14 protein-coding genes are annotated in these 15,281 nt (G+C 75.3%); 9 read left to right on the top strand and 5 right to left on the bottom strand.

Annotated features, from left to right (window positions below):
- Positions 1-2: 2 nt before the first annotated feature.
- Positions 3-1,823, bottom strand: a complete 1,821-nt coding sequence (locus tag BLS21_RS14250; protein WP_091219456.1) for an AMP-dependent synthetase/ligase — start codon at positions 1,821-1,823, stop codon at positions 3-5.
- Positions 1,824-1,979: 156 nt separating this feature from the next.
- Between BLS21_RS14250 and BLS21_RS14245 the strand changes: the two genes are divergently transcribed.
- Genes BLS21_RS14245 through BLS21_RS14230 form a run of 4 tightly spaced genes read left to right on the top strand, consistent with a single transcriptional unit; the run spans position 1,980 to position 4,898 of the window.
- Positions 1,980-2,414 carry an SRPBCC family protein gene (locus BLS21_RS14245; RefSeq protein WP_091219453.1) on the top strand — a complete coding sequence of 145 codons (435 nt, stop codon included), beginning with the start codon at positions 1,980-1,982 and terminating at the stop codon, positions 2,412-2,414.
- A 7-nt stretch (positions 2,415-2,421) separates the two neighbouring features.
- A complete protein-coding gene (locus tag BLS21_RS14240; RefSeq protein WP_091219450.1) occupies positions 2,422-3,579 on the top strand; it encodes an ArsA family ATPase in 1,158 nt (385 codons plus the stop codon).
- Positions 3,576-3,893, top strand: a complete 318-nt coding sequence (locus BLS21_RS14235; RefSeq protein ID WP_091219448.1) for a hypothetical protein — start codon at positions 3,576-3,578, stop codon at positions 3,891-3,893. The genes BLS21_RS14240 and BLS21_RS14235 overlap by 4 nt, the downstream gene beginning before the upstream one ends.
- Positions 3,894-4,898: an ROK family glucokinase gene (locus BLS21_RS14230; RefSeq protein WP_091219445.1), complete on the top strand. Its 1,005-nt coding sequence runs from the start codon at positions 3,894-3,896 to the stop codon at positions 4,896-4,898.
- Here the strand turns inward: BLS21_RS14230 and BLS21_RS14225 are convergent.
- The gene (locus tag BLS21_RS14225; RefSeq protein WP_091219440.1) at positions 4,895-5,575 is read right to left on the bottom strand and encodes a hypothetical protein; all 681 of its coding nucleotides are present in this window, start codon (positions 5,573-5,575) and stop codon (positions 4,895-4,897) included. The genes BLS21_RS14230 and BLS21_RS14225 overlap by 4 nt on opposite strands.
- A gap of 169 nt (positions 5,576-5,744) precedes the next feature.
- Between BLS21_RS14225 and BLS21_RS14220 the strand changes: the two genes are divergently transcribed.
- On the top strand, positions 5,745-6,509 hold the full coding sequence (locus tag BLS21_RS14220) for a lysophospholipid acyltransferase family protein (protein WP_245700421.1): 765 nt from the start codon (positions 5,745-5,747) through the stop codon (positions 6,507-6,509).
- Positions 6,510-6,669: 160 nt separating this feature from the next.
- Positions 6,670-7,155: a polyadenylate-specific 3'-exoribonuclease AS gene (locus BLS21_RS14215; RefSeq protein ID WP_091219437.1), complete on the top strand. Its 486-nt coding sequence runs from the start codon at positions 6,670-6,672 to the stop codon at positions 7,153-7,155.
- Positions 7,156-7,173: 18 nt separating this feature from the next.
- Here BLS21_RS14215 and BLS21_RS14210 read toward each other — a convergent pair whose 3' ends face one another.
- The 3 genes from BLS21_RS14210 to BLS21_RS14200 all read right to left on the bottom strand — a co-directional run bounded on the left by BLS21_RS14210 (position 7,174) and on the right by BLS21_RS14200 (position 11,717).
- The gene (locus tag BLS21_RS14210) at positions 7,174-8,391 is read right to left on the bottom strand and encodes a cytochrome P450 family protein (RefSeq protein WP_091219434.1); all 1,218 of its coding nucleotides are present in this window, start codon (positions 8,389-8,391) and stop codon (positions 7,174-7,176) included.
- A gap of 191 nt (positions 8,392-8,582) precedes the next feature.
- Positions 8,583-10,664, bottom strand: a complete 2,082-nt coding sequence (locus tag BLS21_RS14205) for a methyl-accepting chemotaxis protein (RefSeq protein ID WP_245700420.1) — start codon at positions 10,662-10,664, stop codon at positions 8,583-8,585.
- A 165-nt stretch (positions 10,665-10,829) separates the two neighbouring features.
- On the bottom strand, positions 10,830-11,717 hold the full coding sequence (locus BLS21_RS14200; protein ID WP_091219426.1) for an NmrA family NAD(P)-binding protein: 888 nt from the start codon (positions 11,715-11,717) through the stop codon (positions 10,830-10,832).
- 76 nt (positions 11,718-11,793) lie between these two features.
- Between BLS21_RS14200 and BLS21_RS14195 the strand changes: the two genes are divergently transcribed.
- From BLS21_RS14195 to BLS21_RS14185, 3 genes are all read left to right on the top strand, one after another.
- A complete protein-coding gene (locus BLS21_RS14195) occupies positions 11,794-12,816 on the top strand; it encodes a 6-phosphofructokinase (RefSeq protein ID WP_091219423.1) in 1,023 nt (340 codons plus the stop codon).
- A gap of 123 nt (positions 12,817-12,939) precedes the next feature.
- Positions 12,940-14,277 carry a class II 3-deoxy-7-phosphoheptulonate synthase gene (locus BLS21_RS14190; RefSeq protein WP_091219420.1) on the top strand — a complete coding sequence of 446 codons (1,338 nt, stop codon included), beginning with the start codon at positions 12,940-12,942 and terminating at the stop codon, positions 14,275-14,277.
- Positions 14,270-15,280: a threonine aldolase family protein gene (locus tag BLS21_RS14185; protein WP_217636133.1), complete on the top strand. Its 1,011-nt coding sequence runs from the start codon at positions 14,270-14,272 to the stop codon at positions 15,278-15,280. The genes BLS21_RS14190 and BLS21_RS14185 overlap by 8 nt, the downstream gene beginning before the upstream one ends.
- The last annotated feature ends 1 nt before the right edge of the window (position 15,281 follow it).

Here is a 15,281-nt window from a genome sequence, read left to right as displayed (position 1 = left end):
TCCTAAGCGTGCGAGGGACGGGGCGAGGAGTCCTCCTGGTAGAGGCCCTCCACCTCGTCGTCGAACTCCTTGAGCACCACGGAGCGCTTGAGCTTCAGGCTCGGCGTGAGCATCCCGTTGTCCTCGGTGAAGTCGGTGCCGAGCACGCGGAACCTCTTGATGGCCTCGGCGTGGGACACCGCCTTGTTGGCGTCCTCGACCGCCGCGGCGAGCTCGGCGAGCACGTCGGGGTCCTCGGTGAGCTGGGCGGCGGTGAGACCGGCGTCCTTGCCCTTGGCCGCCAGCCACTGCGGCAACGCCTCCTCGTCGAGGGTGACGAGCGCGCCGATGAAGGGCCGCTGGTCGCCGACGACGATGCACTGGCTGACCAGGCGGTGGGCGCGCAGCCGGTCCTCGAGGACGGCGGGGGCGACGTTCTTGCCGCCCGCGGTCACCAGGATCTCCTTCTTGCGCCCGGTGATCCGCACGAAGCCGTCGGCGTCGATCTCGCCGAGGTCACCGGTGTGGAACCAGCCGTCGGCGTCGATGGCCTCCTCGGTGGCCCGGGCGTTCTCCCAGTAGCCGCGCATCACGATGCCGCCGCGGATGAGGATCTCGCCGTCGTCGGCGGTGGCGAACGCGACGCCGGGCAGCGGCCGGCCGACGGTGCCGATGCGCAGCGCGTCGTCGTGGTTGACCGAGGCGGCGGCGGTGGTCTCGGTGAGGCCGTAGCCCTCGAAGACGGGGACGCCGATGCCGCGGAAGAAGTGGCCCAGCCGCTCGCCCAGCGGGGCGCCGCCGGAGATGGCGCCCAGGCAGCGGCCGCCGAGCGCCGCGCGCAGCTTGCCGTAGACCAGCCGGTCGAACAGCGCGTGCTGGGCGCGCAGGGCGAGGCCCGGACCGCCGGTGTCCTGCGCGCGGGACCAGTCGATGGCCACCCGCGCGGCCCGGTCGAAGACCTTGCCCTTGCCGTCGCCCTCCGCCTTGGCCTTGGCGGAGTTGTAGACCTTCTCGAACACCCGGGGGACGGCGAGCACGAAGGTCGGCTTGAACTCGCCGAGGTCCTCGACCAGGTTCTTCACGTCCGCGGTGTGGCCGATGACCGTGCGGTTCCTGATCGCGCCGATCTGCAGGACCCTGGCGAGCACGTGCGCCAGCGGGATGAACAGCAGCAGCGAGCTCTGCGCGTTGATGTACCGGTCGAGCAGCGTGATGCCGTTGCCGATCTCGAAGAGGAAGTTGCGGTGCGTCAGCTCGCAGCCCTTGGGGCGGCCGGTGGTGCCGCTGGTGTAGATCAGCGTGGCCAGGCTGTCGGCGCTCAGCGTCGCCCGGCGGGCGTCGAGCTCGCTGTCGGGCACGTCCTGGCCGGCGACGGTGAGGGTGCCGATCGCGTCGTCGTCGATGACGTACACGGCCTTGAGGTCGGGTGCCTGGTCGCGGACCGACTCGACGGCCGCCGCGTGCTCGTCGCGCTCCACGACGGCCGCGGTGGCGCCGGAGTCGGACAGGATCCAGGCGACCTGGTCGGCGCTGGAGGTCTCGTAGACCGGGACGACGACGCCGCCGGCGGTCCAGATCGCGTAGTCGAGGACCGTCCACTCGTAGCGCGTCCTGGCCTGGAGGGCGACCCGGTCCCCGGCAGCGACACCCGCGGCGACCAGGCCCTTGGCGACGCCGCGGACCTCCTCCCCGAACTGCCGCCACGTCACGTCGACCCACCGGCCGTCGACCCGGCGCCGCAGGCCGACCTCGTCGCCGTGCCGGGTGACGTTCTCGACCAGCATGTCGGTCAGGGCCTCGTCCGGGCCGACCTCGGTGGTCGCGGGGACGCTGAACTCGCGCACGCCTCGTCCTCTCCTGCCCCGCCCGGCCGGGCGCCGTCGCCCGGACCCGGGGCGCGGGCCGTCGCGGGCGAATCTAGTCGGTGCTCCTTACCCGGGAGTAGGGAGAGTTGCCGGGGCACCCCGCCCGGGTGGGGCCGAGCGGTTAGCCTGCTCCGCATGGCCGACCAGTCCACCCAGTCGATCACGGTCGCGGCCCCGCCGGCCGACGTCATGGCCGTCATCGCCGACTTCCCGTCGTACCCGGAGTGGGTCGCCGCGGCCAAGCAGGTCGACGTCCTGGAGACCGGGCCGGACGGCCGGGCCCGCCGCGTGCACTTCGTCCTCGACGCCGGCGCGGTGAAGGACGACTACGTCCTCGAGTACAGCTGGGACGACGACCGGCAGGTGTCCTGGCACCTCGTGCAGGGCCAGATGCAGAAGCGGCAGGAGGGCTCCTACACCCTCAGCGAGAGCGCGCCGGGCACCACCGACGTCACCTACGCCATCGCGATCGACCTCTCCATCCCGATGCTGGGGATGATCAAGCGCAAGGCCGAGAAGGTCATCCTCGACACGGCCCTCAAGGAGCTGAAGAAGCGCGTGGAGGGTTAGGCGGCCGGTGCGCACGCTCCTCCTCACCGGCCCCGGTGGGGCCGGTACCTCGACCCTCGCGGCGGCCACCGCCGTCCGCGCCGCCGCCGACGGCACCCGCACCCTGCTGCTCGCCCGGCCCGGCCCGCGCCCGGCCGGGCTCGACGACGTCCCCGGGCTGACCGTCGCCCCGGTCTCGCCGCTGGCGGCGGCCGAGTCGCTGTGGACGTCGGCGGGGGACGCGCTGGACGCCGTCCCGGGCCTGACGCCGCCCCCGCCCACCTCGGTGGTGCCCCTGCCGGGGTCCGCGGAGCTGGCCCTGCTCGCCCGGCTGGCCCGCGCCTGCGCCGGCGACGAGGCCGACACGGTGGTCGTCGACGCGGGCCCGGTGGAGTCGGGCACCGCGCTGGTCGGCCTGCCCGGTGCGCTGCGCTGGTGGCTGGACCAGGCGCTGCCGACCCGGCTGCGCGTGCTCGGCGCGGTCCGGACGGCGGCGGTGCGCTCCGGTGCGGCGCCCCGCGGGCCGGTCGACGCCGTCCTCGACGCGGTGCCGCCCCTGGAGGCGGCGCTGGGCCGGCTGTCCCTGGACGACCCGGCGTGCACCGAGGTGCGGCTGGTCGCCGTGCCCCGGGCCAGAGCCGTCCCGGCGCTGCGCCGGGCGGCGACCGCGCTGGCGCTGCACGGCCAGCAGCCGGCCGCCGTCCTCGCCCGGGTGCTGCCCGACGGTGGGCCGGGGGAGTGGTGGGCGCGGCGCGCCGCCGAGCAGGACGCCGCGCTCACCGCCCTCGCCGAGCTCGCCCCGCTGCGGCGGGTGGCGGAGTCGGCGCAGGAGCCGGGGGACGTCGCGGCCCTGACCGCCCTCCTGCCCCCGGGGGACGGCGCCGCGCCGGCCGCCGCCCTGACCCCGTCGGTCGCCCGGGCCGACGGCGTCCGCCGCCTGGTGCTGCCGCTGCCCTGGGCCGAGCGCGCCGGCCTGGACCTGACCCGCTGGCAGGACGACCTGGTCGTGACCGCGGCCGGCGCCCGCCGCTCGGTCCGGCTGGACTCGTTGCTGCGCCGCTGCGTCGTCACCGGCGGCACCCTCGCCGACGCCGGCACCGCCCGGGCGCGACTCGAGGTCACCTTCACACCCGATCCGCAGCTGTGGCCGGCCGACCTGCTGGCCGCCGAGGGGAGCACGCCGTGAACGACGCACCCGACTGGGTCGAGCAGGCCCGCCGGCTGGTGACCGGGCTGGGCCAGACCCTGGGGGCCGCCCTCCGCGAGGGGGACGGCGGCGACGCCCACCCCTCCGACTGCCGCTGGTGCCCGGTGTGCCAGGTCGCCGCCGTGGTGCGCGGCGAGCGCCCCGAGGTGACCGACGCGCTGGCCGACGTCCTGACCGCCGCCGCGGCGGCCCTGCGCACCGCCTCCGAGCGGGCGTCCGCCCCCGCGCCGGAGGCCGAGGCGGAGGAGCCCGCGCCGCCCGCCCCGCCGGTCCAGCACATCGAGATCGGCTGAGTGACCGTGCACCCCCCCACCGCGACCGACGCCGCCGACCTGCCCGCCCTGGGCATCGACATCGGCGGCACCAAGGTGGCCGGTGGCGTCGTCGCCCCCGACGGCACGGTGCTGGCGACCGCGCGGCGGGCGACCCCGGGTGCGTCGGTGCAGGAGACCGAGGACGCCATCGCCGCCGTCGTCGACGTGCTCGCCCGCGGGCACGACGGCCCGCTGGTCGGCGTCGGGGTGGGGGCCGCGGGCTGGTTCGACCGCACGGGCGACACCGTGCTGTTCAGCCCGCACCTGGCCTGGCGGCACTCGACGCTGCGCAAGGACCTCGCCGCCCGGCTGCAGCGGCCGATGTGGGTGGGCAACGACGCCGACGCCGCGGCCTGGGCCGAGTACCGCTACGGCGCCGCCCGGGGAGCGGACCTCGCGCTGATGATCACCCTGGGCACGGGCATCGGCGGCGGCATCGTCATGGGCGGCCGGCTGCAGCGCGGCTCGCACGGCGTCGCGGGGGAGTGGGGCCACATGCGCGTCGTCCCCGACGGGCGGCTGTGCGCATGCGGCAACCGCGGCTGCTGGGAGCAGTACGCCAGCGGCACGGCGCTGGGCCAGACCGCGCGCGAGGTGGCCCGCAGCTCACCGGCCGCGGCGGCGCTGCTGCTCGAGCGGGTGGACGGCGACCCCGACAGGCTGACCGGGGAGCACGTCGCGACCGCCGCCGCCGACGGCGACCCGCTGGCCCGGGAACTGCTGGCCGAGGTCGGGTCCTGGCTGGGGCAGGGGATCGCCGACCTCTCCGCCGTCCTCGACCCCGAGGTCGTCGTCATCGGCGGCGGGGTCAGCGTGCTCGGCGAGATGGTGCTCGGCCCGGCGCGCGAGCGGCTGGAGCGGGCGCTGCCCGGCCGCGGGTTCCGCCCCGGCCCGCGGGTGGTCGCCGCCCGGCTCGGCGCGGAGGCGGGGATGGTGGGCGCGGCGGACCTCGTCCGCCGCGCCGTCACCGACGGGCAGGCCTAGACGACCGCGCCGTCGTCGCCGTCGTCGGTGCTCCGCTCCCGCATCCGCGACAGCAGCACCCCGACCCCGCCGGCGACGGCGGCCACGCCGAGCACCAGGCCGAGGTCGGCGGACAGGCCGATCACCCGCGGGGCCACCACGAGGACGGCGCCGGCGGCGATCAGCAGCACCGCGTACAGCGAGGCCGGGGCGGGGGCGGGCACCGGTGGGGGCGGCGGCGGCTCGTAATGCTCCTCCGGCCGGTCGAGCACCGACGGCTCGGCCGGGGCCGGCGGCGGGGCGTCGCAGGGGTCCTCGTCGACGACGGTGCGGCCGTGCTCGGCCTCGAAGGCGGCGACGATGCGCGCCCACTCGGCGTCCTCGTCGACGTCGCGCCGCGCGGACTGCCGGGCCCGGGTGCGCTCGGCCACGTGGTCGTCGGCGTGCTCGTCGACCAGGGCGCGGGCCTCGCGGCTGCGGGACCGGTCGACGAAGAGCCGGTCGCTGGGCGGGCTGGGCAGCGAGACGGTGCGGGTGTAGGGCTCGACGTCGGCCGAGGGCTCCAGGTAGGCGGCCACCCCGGCCTCGCGGAGCACGTCGAGCAGGTGCTCGCCGACCCGTGGGTCGACGTCACGCAGCGGGGTCCACAGGGCGGCGTCCAGGCCGTTGTCCCGGCGGCCGCGCCCCCGGGCGCTCACGCGCGTCCCCGGCCGGGGGAGGCGGACGCGGGGGCGGCGGTCATCGGGGCGGGCTGGGGCACGGGTCCTCCTCGTCAGCCGGCGAGCGAGCCGGTGGGAACGGGGGCTGTGGGGCTGGCATTGTCCTTCCGCCTCCGGGATCAATAGTCTGGCAGCCCCAGAGGGAGGCGTGTTGTTCTACTGGTTCCTCAAGTACGTGGCCATCGGCCCGGTCGTGAAGCTGGCGTTCCGGCCACAGGTGGAGGGCGTCGACAACGTGCCCCGCAGCGGGGCGGCTGTCCTCGCGAGCAACCACCTGTCGGCGGCCGACTGGATCTTCATGCCGCTGTCACTGCGCCGCCGGGTCACCTTCCTCGCCAAGAACGAGTACTTCACCGGCAGCGGCGTGAAGGGGTTCCTGCAGCGGGCCTTCTTCACCGGCGCCGGCCAGGTGCCGATCGACCGGACGAGCGCCTCGGCGGCGGAGGACGCGATCCAGACCGGGCTGCGGATCCTGCGGCAGGGCAAGCTGCTGGGCATCTACCCCGAGGGCACCCGCTCGCCCGACGGCCGGCTCTTCCGCGGCAAGACCGGCGTGGCCCGGATGACGCTGGAGACCGGGGTGCCGGTGGTGCCGGTGGCCATGGTCTACGGCGAGCGCCGGTTGCCGCTGGTCGGCTGGAACCTCCCGAAGGTGCGCGTGCGCTTCGGGGTGCCGCTGGACTTCTCCCGCTACGAGGGCCTGGCCGGCGACCGCTTCGTCGAGCGCTCGGTCACCGACGAGATCATGTACGAGATCATGACGCTGTCGGAGCAGGAGTACGTCGACGTCTACGGCGCCCGGGTGAAGAAGTCGATGGACGCCACCGGGGCCAGCGCGTCCGAGGTCGTCAGCCGGCTGCAGCCGCCCGTCGACGAGGCCGCCGACCGGGCGCCGGAGTCCCTGGCCGGCTGAGGAAGGACCCGGCCCCGTGCAGGGCCCCGCCGCCAACTTGCGAGCGGTGGGGACACGGGGTCCTTGCTCCCCGCCTCGCAGGCGCGGGCGGAGGGCCCTGGGAGGTGGCCGTGCCAGCACGTCACCGGGGGCAGGAGGGCCCTCTCACTACCGTGGGGGCGTGCGGCGCTTCTTCTACGACACCGAGTTCATCGAGGACGGCACGACCATCGACCTCGTCTCCATCGGCGTCGTGGACGAGACGGGGCGGGAGTTCTACGCGGTCAGCACCGAGTTCGACGAGCGCCGGGCGATCCCCTGGGTGCGGCGCAACGTGCTCGACCAGCTGCCGCCGCCGTCGGACCGGGCGTGGCGCAGCCGCCGGCGCATCCGCGACGAGCTGCTGGCCTTCCTCACCGGCCCGGGTGAGGAGATCGAGCTGTGGGCCTGGTTCGCCGCCTACGACCACGTCGCGCTGTGCCAGCTGTGGGGGGCGATGCCGGCGCTGCCGCGGCCGATCCCGCGGTTCACCCGCGAGCTGCGCCAGCGCTGGGACGACCTCGGGCAGCCGCCGCTGCCGCCCCGGCCCAGCGGCACCCACGACGCCCTCGTCGACGCCCGCTACAACCTCGCCCGCTGGCAGGCGATGGAGGGCGCCCGCCGCTGAGCCCGGGCGCCGTCGGGCTCAGCCGGTCCGCGCCGGCGTGGGGGTGAAGGTGACCGGGAGCTCGCGCAGACCGCGCAGCACCCCGCCACCGGTCCACCGCAGCTGGTCCTCGGCCGTGGCCAGGGCCAGGTCCGGCAGCCGCTCCAGCAGCGCGGCGAAGGCCACCTGCCCCTCCAGGCGGGCCAGGGGTGCGCCCAGGCAGTAGTGGATCCCGTGCCCGAAGGCCAGGTGGCCGGGATCGGCGGATCCGACGTCCAGCCGGTCGGGGTCGGGGAAGCGGTCGGGGTCCCGATTGGCCGCCGCGATCGCGAGCAGCACCACGTCCCCCCGGCGGATCCGCGCCCCGCCGAGCTCCAGGTCCTCGAGGGCGAAGCGGCTGAGCCCGGGGTTGACCGGCCCGTCGAAGCGCAGCAGCTCCTCGACCGCCCGGGGCACCAGGGACGGGTCGGCGCGCAGCCGGTCGAGCTGGTCGGGGGCGCGCAGCAGCGCCAGCGTGCCGTTGCCGATGAGGCTGACCGTGGTCACGTACCCGGCGACGAGCAGCAGGAAGGTCATCGCGAGGAGTTCCTGCTCGTCGAGGCGCTCGCCCTCGTCGCTCGCCGCGACGAGGTCGGTCAGCAGGTCGTCGGCCGGGTCCCGCCGCTTGGCGTCCACCAGCTCGCTCAGGTAGCCGTGCATCCGCTCGCGGGCGGCGACGACGACGGCCAGGTCGGTGCGGGCGTCGAACGGCCGGTCGAGCATGTCGTCGGTCCAGGTCCGGAAGCGGTCCCGGTCGGCCTCGGGGACGCCGAGCAGCTCCCCGATCACCGTGATGGGCAGCGGGAGGGCGAACTCACCGACCAGCTCGGCGTGGCCGCGTGGGCTCACCCGGTCGAGCAGCGTGTCGGTGATCGCCTGCACCCGCGGCCGCAGCCCCTCGACCCGGCGGGCGGTGAACGCCTTGGACACCAGCCGGCGCAGGCGGGTGTGCTCCGGCGGGTCCGCGCCGATCATGCTGCGGCTGAGGAAGTCGCCGCGCAGGGCCTCCTCCAGGTCGACGGCCTGCTGCGGGTCGTTGCTCAGCCGCGGCTCCGACAGCGCCGCGAGGACGTCCGCGTAGCGGGTGACCACCCACACGGGCACGCCCAGTCGCCCGTCCAGCCGGTGGACCGGGCCGCTCTCCCGGAGGGCGGCGAGCACCGGGTACGGATCGGCGAGGACCGCAGGGTCGCTGAACGGCGTGGCCGGGACGGTCATGGGCGTCTCCCCTCCGGACGCGGCCCCGTGCGACGTCCCGAGCGTCGCACCGGACGGGCCCGCGCAGAAGCCCGCCGCCCGCCCCGCGCCGCGACGACGCCCCCTCGGCGTGGGCCGGAGGGGGCGTCGTCGATGGCCCCGTCCCGGGCCCCATCCCGAGCTCGCCAAGGGTGGGGGGACGGGGTCCTCCCTCAGACGGTGAAGACCCCCAGCAGCCGGGTCAGCTCCTGCGAGAGCCGGTCGAGCCCACGGGCCGCGGTGCGGGCGGAGTCCACGTCCTCGGCGCTGCGCTCGGCGTCCTCGCTGACGGCGGTGAGCGTGCCGGTGAACGCGGTCGCCCCGTCGGCGGCGGCGCCGACGTTGCGGGTCAGCTCGTCGGTGACCGCCGTCTGCTCCTCGACCGCGCTGGCGATCGTGGTCTGGTGGTCGTTCATGTCCCGCACGACCTCGGCGATCCGCCCGATGGACCCCACCGCCGCCGACGTGTCGGCCTGGATGCCCTGCACCCGCTGGGTGATCTCCTCGCTGGCCCGGGACGCCTCCTGCGCCAGCTCCTTGACCTCGTTCGCGACGACGGCGAAGCCCTTGCCCGCCTCGCCGGCCCGCGCGGCCTCGATGGTCGCGTTGAGGGCCAGCAGGTTGGTCTGCTCGGCCACCGCGGCGATCACCTTGACGACGTCCCCGATCTCGGCCGAGCTCGCACCCAGGGCGGCCACCGTGCTCTCGGTCTGCCGGGCGAGGTCGGCGGCGCTGCGGCCCACCCGCGCGGCCTCGCTGGCGCTGCGGGCGATCTCGGCGATCGAGGCGCCCATCTGCTCGGCCCCGGCTGCCGCGGAGGTCACCCCCGCGCTGATGTCGCCGGCGGCCTGCTGGGCGGTGCGGGCCTGGTCCCGGCTGCGGGCGGCCCGGTCGCCGAGGCCCTCGGCGACCGTGGCGACCGTGCCGGCCGAGGCGGCCAGCGTGCGCGCGCACGCGCCCACGTCGCGGATGGTCGCGGAGACCTTCTCGACGAAGCGGTTGAACGCCCGCGACAGGTCGCCGACCTCGTCCCGGCCGGACTCGTCCATCCGCTGGGTCAGGTCGCCCTCCCCGTCGGCGATCTCGGCCATCCGCGCCCGCAGCCGCTCCAGCGGGCCGGTCAGCCGGCGGCCGACCAGCCAGGCCAGCGCGCCCCCGGCAGCGGCGATCAGCAGGACGGCGCCGACGACGCCGGTGAGCATCGAGGAGCGGCCGGACTCCAGGTGCTCCACCGGGCCGGCGAAGTCGCTGTCGCGGGCGATCGTCGCGATCACCCAGTTCCACGGCTGGTAGTAGGAGACGCGCACGGTGTGCGGGCCGGTCTCGGCGTCGACGTAGCGGACGGTGGCCTGCTCGCCCGGCTGCAGGGCGACCGCGGCGTCGACGACCTGCTCCACCCACCGGGTGCCCTGGGCGTCCGTGGCGTCGAGCAGCGACTCGCCGTCGCGGACCCCGCCCCGGCTGACCAGCACCTGGCCGCGCAGGTCTCCGGTGCCGCCGAACACCTCGACCCGGCCGTTCTCGCCGACGGTGGTCTGCTCGAGGCTCTCCCGCAGCGCCGGCAGGTTCTGCTGCTCCTGGCCGACGTACACCATGCCGATCACCTGACCGGCGCCGTCGAACAGCGGCGCGTAGGCCGAGACGTACCAGGAGTCGACGACGAAGGCGTTGCCGCGGTATGTCTGCCCGGCGAGGACGGCGGCCAGCACCGGGTTGGGCGCGCCGTCGGGATTGGTCGCCGGGATGTAGGTGCCGATGGCCCGCGAGCCCGTCGTCCCGACGACGTTGGTGGCCACGCGCAGCATGTCGCCGGCCGGCCCGGTGCGCTGGAAGACCGTGGCGGTGCCACCGACGAGCGCCTGCACCTGGTCGACCACGGGCGTCGGCACGCCCGGGTCGGCGTTCTGGCCCAGCCACGTGCCGCCCACCGAGGCGCGGGGCAGCTCGACCGGCGTCACCTCGCCGCTGAACTGGTTCTTCGCCTGCCAGGTCACCGTGCCGCGGTCGAGCCGGAGACCGCCGGCCTGCGCCAGGACGTGCTGGGCGACGGCGAGGTCGGAGTCCACCTTGGCCGCGGTGGAGGCGCCCTGGGTGGCCACCACGTCGTGGACGCCGCTGGCGGTCTGGGTGAGGTCGTCGGCGACGAGCTGCTCGACGTCGGCGCGGGCCTCGTCGGCGAAGGCGCTGCTCTGCCAGGCGCTCACCCCGCCCACCGTGATCCCGGTGGTCGCGACGCACGCGGTCGCGAGTGCCACCACCTTGGTCCTGATGTCCCAGCGCAAGGGGCCGCTCCCGTTCGTCCTGGCGGCCCGATGACGGCCGCCGGGTCGCACATCGGCAGGAACCGGCCGGTTGTGAACCGGAATGGGGCAACCAGGGGTCACGGACCCCTCGGTTCCCCTTCCCTGCAGGTCAGGCGCTCAGGAGCGGAGGTGGGCCCAGTCCTCCGGGTGAGCGCGCAGGTGCTCGGCCACCGTCCGCGCCGGGTGCCCGGTCAGCGTGGGGACGACGTCGGTGACGCGGGACATCTCGCCCGCGGCGATCGCCCGGTAGCTGGTGACCCAGCCCTCGACCTCCCAGTCCGGGTGCCCGGACGGACGCCGGGTGGCCCACGCCTCCTCGACGGTCTGGCGGCGGTAGGCGGCGGGCCGGCCGGTCACCTCGGCCAGGACGGCCGCCGCGTCGTCCAGCGACAGCGCCTCCGGCCCGGTCACGTCGAGCACGGCGCCGTCCAGGGCGGGGGAGTCGTCGAGCAGGACGGCGGCCCCGACGTCGGCCAGGTCGTCGCGGGACACGAAGGACGCCCGCCCGTCGTCGGCCGGCGCCGCGATCACCGCCCGCCCGTCCTCGAGGACGGCGAAGAACGGCACGAAGTCGGCGTACATGGCGTGCCGCAGCACCGTGGTGCGCACGCCGGTCGCGGCGAGGGCCTCCTCGGTGGCGGCGTGCTGGCGGGCGAGGGTGAAGACGGCGTCCGGAGCGGCGCCGAGGAAGGAGGTGTAGACGACGCGCTGCACGCCGGCCGCGGCCGCCGCGGCGACGGCGGTGCGGTGCTGCTGCAGCCGGTCCTCGGCCTCGGCGGCCGACACCAGGTAGAGGGTGTGCACCCCGGCGAGGGCGGCGGTCAGGCCGGGCCCGTCGGCGTAGCCGCCCGGGACGACGGCCACCCCGGCGCCGGGCACGCGCGGGGCGCGGGCGGCATCGCGCACCACCAGCCGCAGGGCGACGTCCCCCCGGCCGGCGAGCCGTTCGACGACACGTCCCCCGAGCACGCCCGTTGCCCCTGTGACGGCGATCACCCTCGGCATACGATCATCCCCCTGACCAGCGGCACCACTCCGCCAACGACCGTGAGCGCCCCGAACCATCCCGGAGGACGGCCCCATGCGCATCGGCATCCTGACCGGCGGCGGCGACTGCCCGGGCCTCAACGCGGTGATCCGCGCCATCGTCCGCAAGGGCGTCCGGTGCGGCGACGAGGTGGTCGGCTTCCGCGACGGCTGGCGTGGGGTCCTCGAGGGCGACACCGTGCCGATGGACCTCGCCGCCGTCCGGGGCATCCTGCCCCGCGGCGGCACCGTCCTGGGCACCTCGCGCACCAACCCCTATGCGCTGGAGGGCGGCGCCGACCGGGTGCTCGCCACGCTCGAGCGGCTCGGTGTCGACGCGCTGATCCCGATCGGCGGCGAGGACACCCTCGGCGTGGCCACCAAGCTCGCCGAGGCCGGCGTGCGGGTGGTCGGCGTCCCCAAGACCATCGACAACGACCTCGACGCCACCGACTACACCTTCGGCTTCGACACCGCGCTCGGCGTGGCCACCGAGGCCATCGACCGGCTGCACACCACCGGGGACAGCCACCACCGCACGCTCGTGGTCGAGGTCATGGGCCGGCACGCAGGGTGGATCGCCCTGCACGCCGGGATGGCCGGCGGCGCCACCGTCGTCCTCATCCCCGAGCAGCCCTTCGACGTCGACGCCGTCGTGGAGCACTGCCAGCGCCGGTTCGACTCCGGCTACTCCCCGATCGTGGTGGTCTCCGAGGGCGCCAAGCCCAAGGACGGCGACCTGGTGACGGCCACGGGCGAGAAGGACGCGTTCGGCCACGTCCGGCTCGGCGGGATCGGCACCGCGCTGGCCTCGGTGATCGAGGAGCGCACCGGCCGGGAGTCCCGCGCCGTCGTCCTGGGGCACATCCAGCGCGGCGGCACCCCCTCGCCGTTCGACCGGGTGCTGGCCACCCGCTTCGGCCTGGCCGCGCTCGACGCGGTGCACGCCGGGGAGACCGGGGTGATGGTGGCGCTGCGGGGCACCGACATCGTGCGGGTGCCCCTGGCCGAGGCCACCGCGCAGCTGAAGCTGGTCCCGGTCGACCGGTACGCGGAGGTCGAGGTCTTCTTCGGCTGAAGGAGGACCTCCCTGCCCCCCGCCACTCGCAGGCTCGCGGCGGACCCTGCGGGGAGGCCGTTCCAGGACGTCACGAGGCTCGCGGCGAGGGCTGCGGCAGAGCCGCCGGTACCCTCTGAGGGCGTGACCCTCTCCGACCCGGCTGCCCTGCTGCCCGACCTGGACCGGTGGCGGGAGCTGCCCGCCGCCCAGCAGCCGGAGTGGCCCGACCGCGCCGCACTGGACACCGTCCTGGCCACCCTCTCCTCCGTGCCGCCCATCGTGGCGCCCAGCGAGGTCGACGAGCTGCGCACGCGGCTGGCCGAGGTGGCGCAGGGCCGGGCGTTCCTGCTCCAGGGCGGTGACTGCGCGGAGACCTTCGACCTCAACACCGACGCGCACCTGCAGAGCACCACGCGGACGCTGCTGCAGATGGCCGTCGTCCTGACCTACGGCGCGAGCGTGCCGGTGGTCAAGGTGGGCCGGGTGGCCGGGCAGTACGCCAAGCCCCGCTCGTCGAACACCGACGCCCTCGGCCTGCCCTCCTACCGCGGCGACATGGTCAACTCGCTGGAGCCGGTGCTGGAGAAGCGCATCCCGGACCCGAACCGGCTGGTGCGCGCCTACGCCAACTCCGCGGCCGCGATGAACATGATCCGCGCCTACGCCCGCGGTGGCATGGCCGACCTGCACGCCGTGCACGACTGGAACAAGGACTTCGTCGCCAGCTCTCCGGCGGGCGTGCGCTACGAGGTGATCGCCCGCGAGATCGACCGGGCGCTGGCGTTCATGAAGGCCTGCGGCGTCGACGACACCGCGCTGCGCGGCGTGGAGCTCTACAACAGCCACGAGGGGCTGATCCTCGACTACGAGCGGGCGCTGCTGCGGGTGCACGAGGGCCGGCCCTACGCCGCCTCGGCGCACTTCGTCTGGATCGGGGAGCGCACCCGCCAGCTCGACGGCGCGCACGTGGAGTTCATGTCGCGGATCGCCAACCCGATCGGCGTCAAGATCGGCCCGACGACGTCCCCCGAGCAGGCGACCGAGCTCGTCGAGCGGCTCGACCCCGAGGGCATCCCGGGCCGGCTGACCCTGATCAGCCGGATGGGCAACGGCAAGATCCGCGACGTCCTGCCCGCGATCGTGGAGAAGGTGACCGCCAGCGGCCACCAGGTCGTCTGGCAGTGCGACCCGATGCACGGCAACACGCACGAGTCCTCCACCGGCTACAAGACCCGGCACTTCGACCGGGTCGTCGACGAGGTGCTCGGCTTCTTCGACGTCCACCGGGCTCTGGGCACCTGGCCCGGCGGCATCCACGTCGAGCTCACCGGTGAGGACGTCACCGAGTGCCTCGGCGGGGCCATGGAGATCAGCGACGAGGACCTCAACAGCCGCTACGAGACCGCCTGCGACCCGCGGCTGAACACCGGGCAGTCGCTGGAGCTCGCCTTCCTGGTCGCGGAGATGCTGCGTGGCTGACGTGGTCGACCTGCGCTCCGACACGGTCACGAAGCCGACGCCCGGCATGCGCCGGGCGATGGCCGAGGCCGAGGTCGGGGACGACGTCTACGGCGAGGACCCGGCGATCAACGCGCTCGAGGAGCGGGTGGCCGGGATGTTCGGCCACGAGGCCGGGCTGTTCGTGCCGTCGGGGACGATGGGCAACCAGATCGGCCTGCGGCTGGTCTGCGAGCCGGGCCAGGAGGTGCTCTGCGACGCCGAGGCGCACATCGTCACCTACGAGATGGGTGCGGCGGCGGTGCTCTTCGGCATCTCCACCCGCACGGTCGTGTCGGACGGCGGCCGGCTCGACACCGCGCAGCTCGTCGAGCAGGTGCGCCCGCGGGACAACTGGCACCTCACCGCGACCGCGGCGATCGCCGTGGAGAACACGCACAACCGCGGCGGCGGGCTGGTGCAGCCGCTGGAGCAGCTGCAGGCGCTGTGGGACTGGTCGCGGCAGGCCGGCGTCGACGTGCACCTCGACGGGGCCCGAATCTGGAACGCCTCCGTGGCCTCCGGCGTCGACCTGGCCACCTACGGCGGGCTGGCCGACACCGCCTCGGTCTGCCTGTCCAAGGGGCTGGGCGCCCCGGTCGGGTCGGTGCTCGTCGCCTCGGCCGAGCGGATCGCCGCCGCCCGGCTGTGGCGCAAGCGGCTCGGTGGCGGGATGCGGCAGGCCGGGGTGCTCGCCGCGGCGGGGCTGTACGCGCTGGACGCCCACCTCGATCGGCTGGCCGAGGACCACGAGCACGCGCAGTTGCTGGCCAAGCGCCTCGGCGTCGACCCGGCCACGGTGCAGACCAACATCGTCCGGCTGGACGACGTCCCCGCGCCGGTCGTGGCCGAGGCCGCCAAGGCGCAGGGGGTGCTCGTGTCGCAGGTCAGCGACCGGCGGCTGCGGCTGGTGACCAACCTGGGCGTCGACCGCGCCGCCGTCGAGCGCGCTGGCGACGTGCTCGCCGGGATCCTCGACCGTTGAG

This window comes from Geodermatophilus siccatus (assembly GCF_900103785.1).
GTDB lineage: Bacteria > Actinomycetota > Actinomycetes > Mycobacteriales > Geodermatophilaceae > Geodermatophilus > Geodermatophilus siccatus.
The sequence above is the reverse complement of the archived record's forward strand: the minus strand, read 5'-3'. Positions and strand labels throughout refer to the sequence as shown.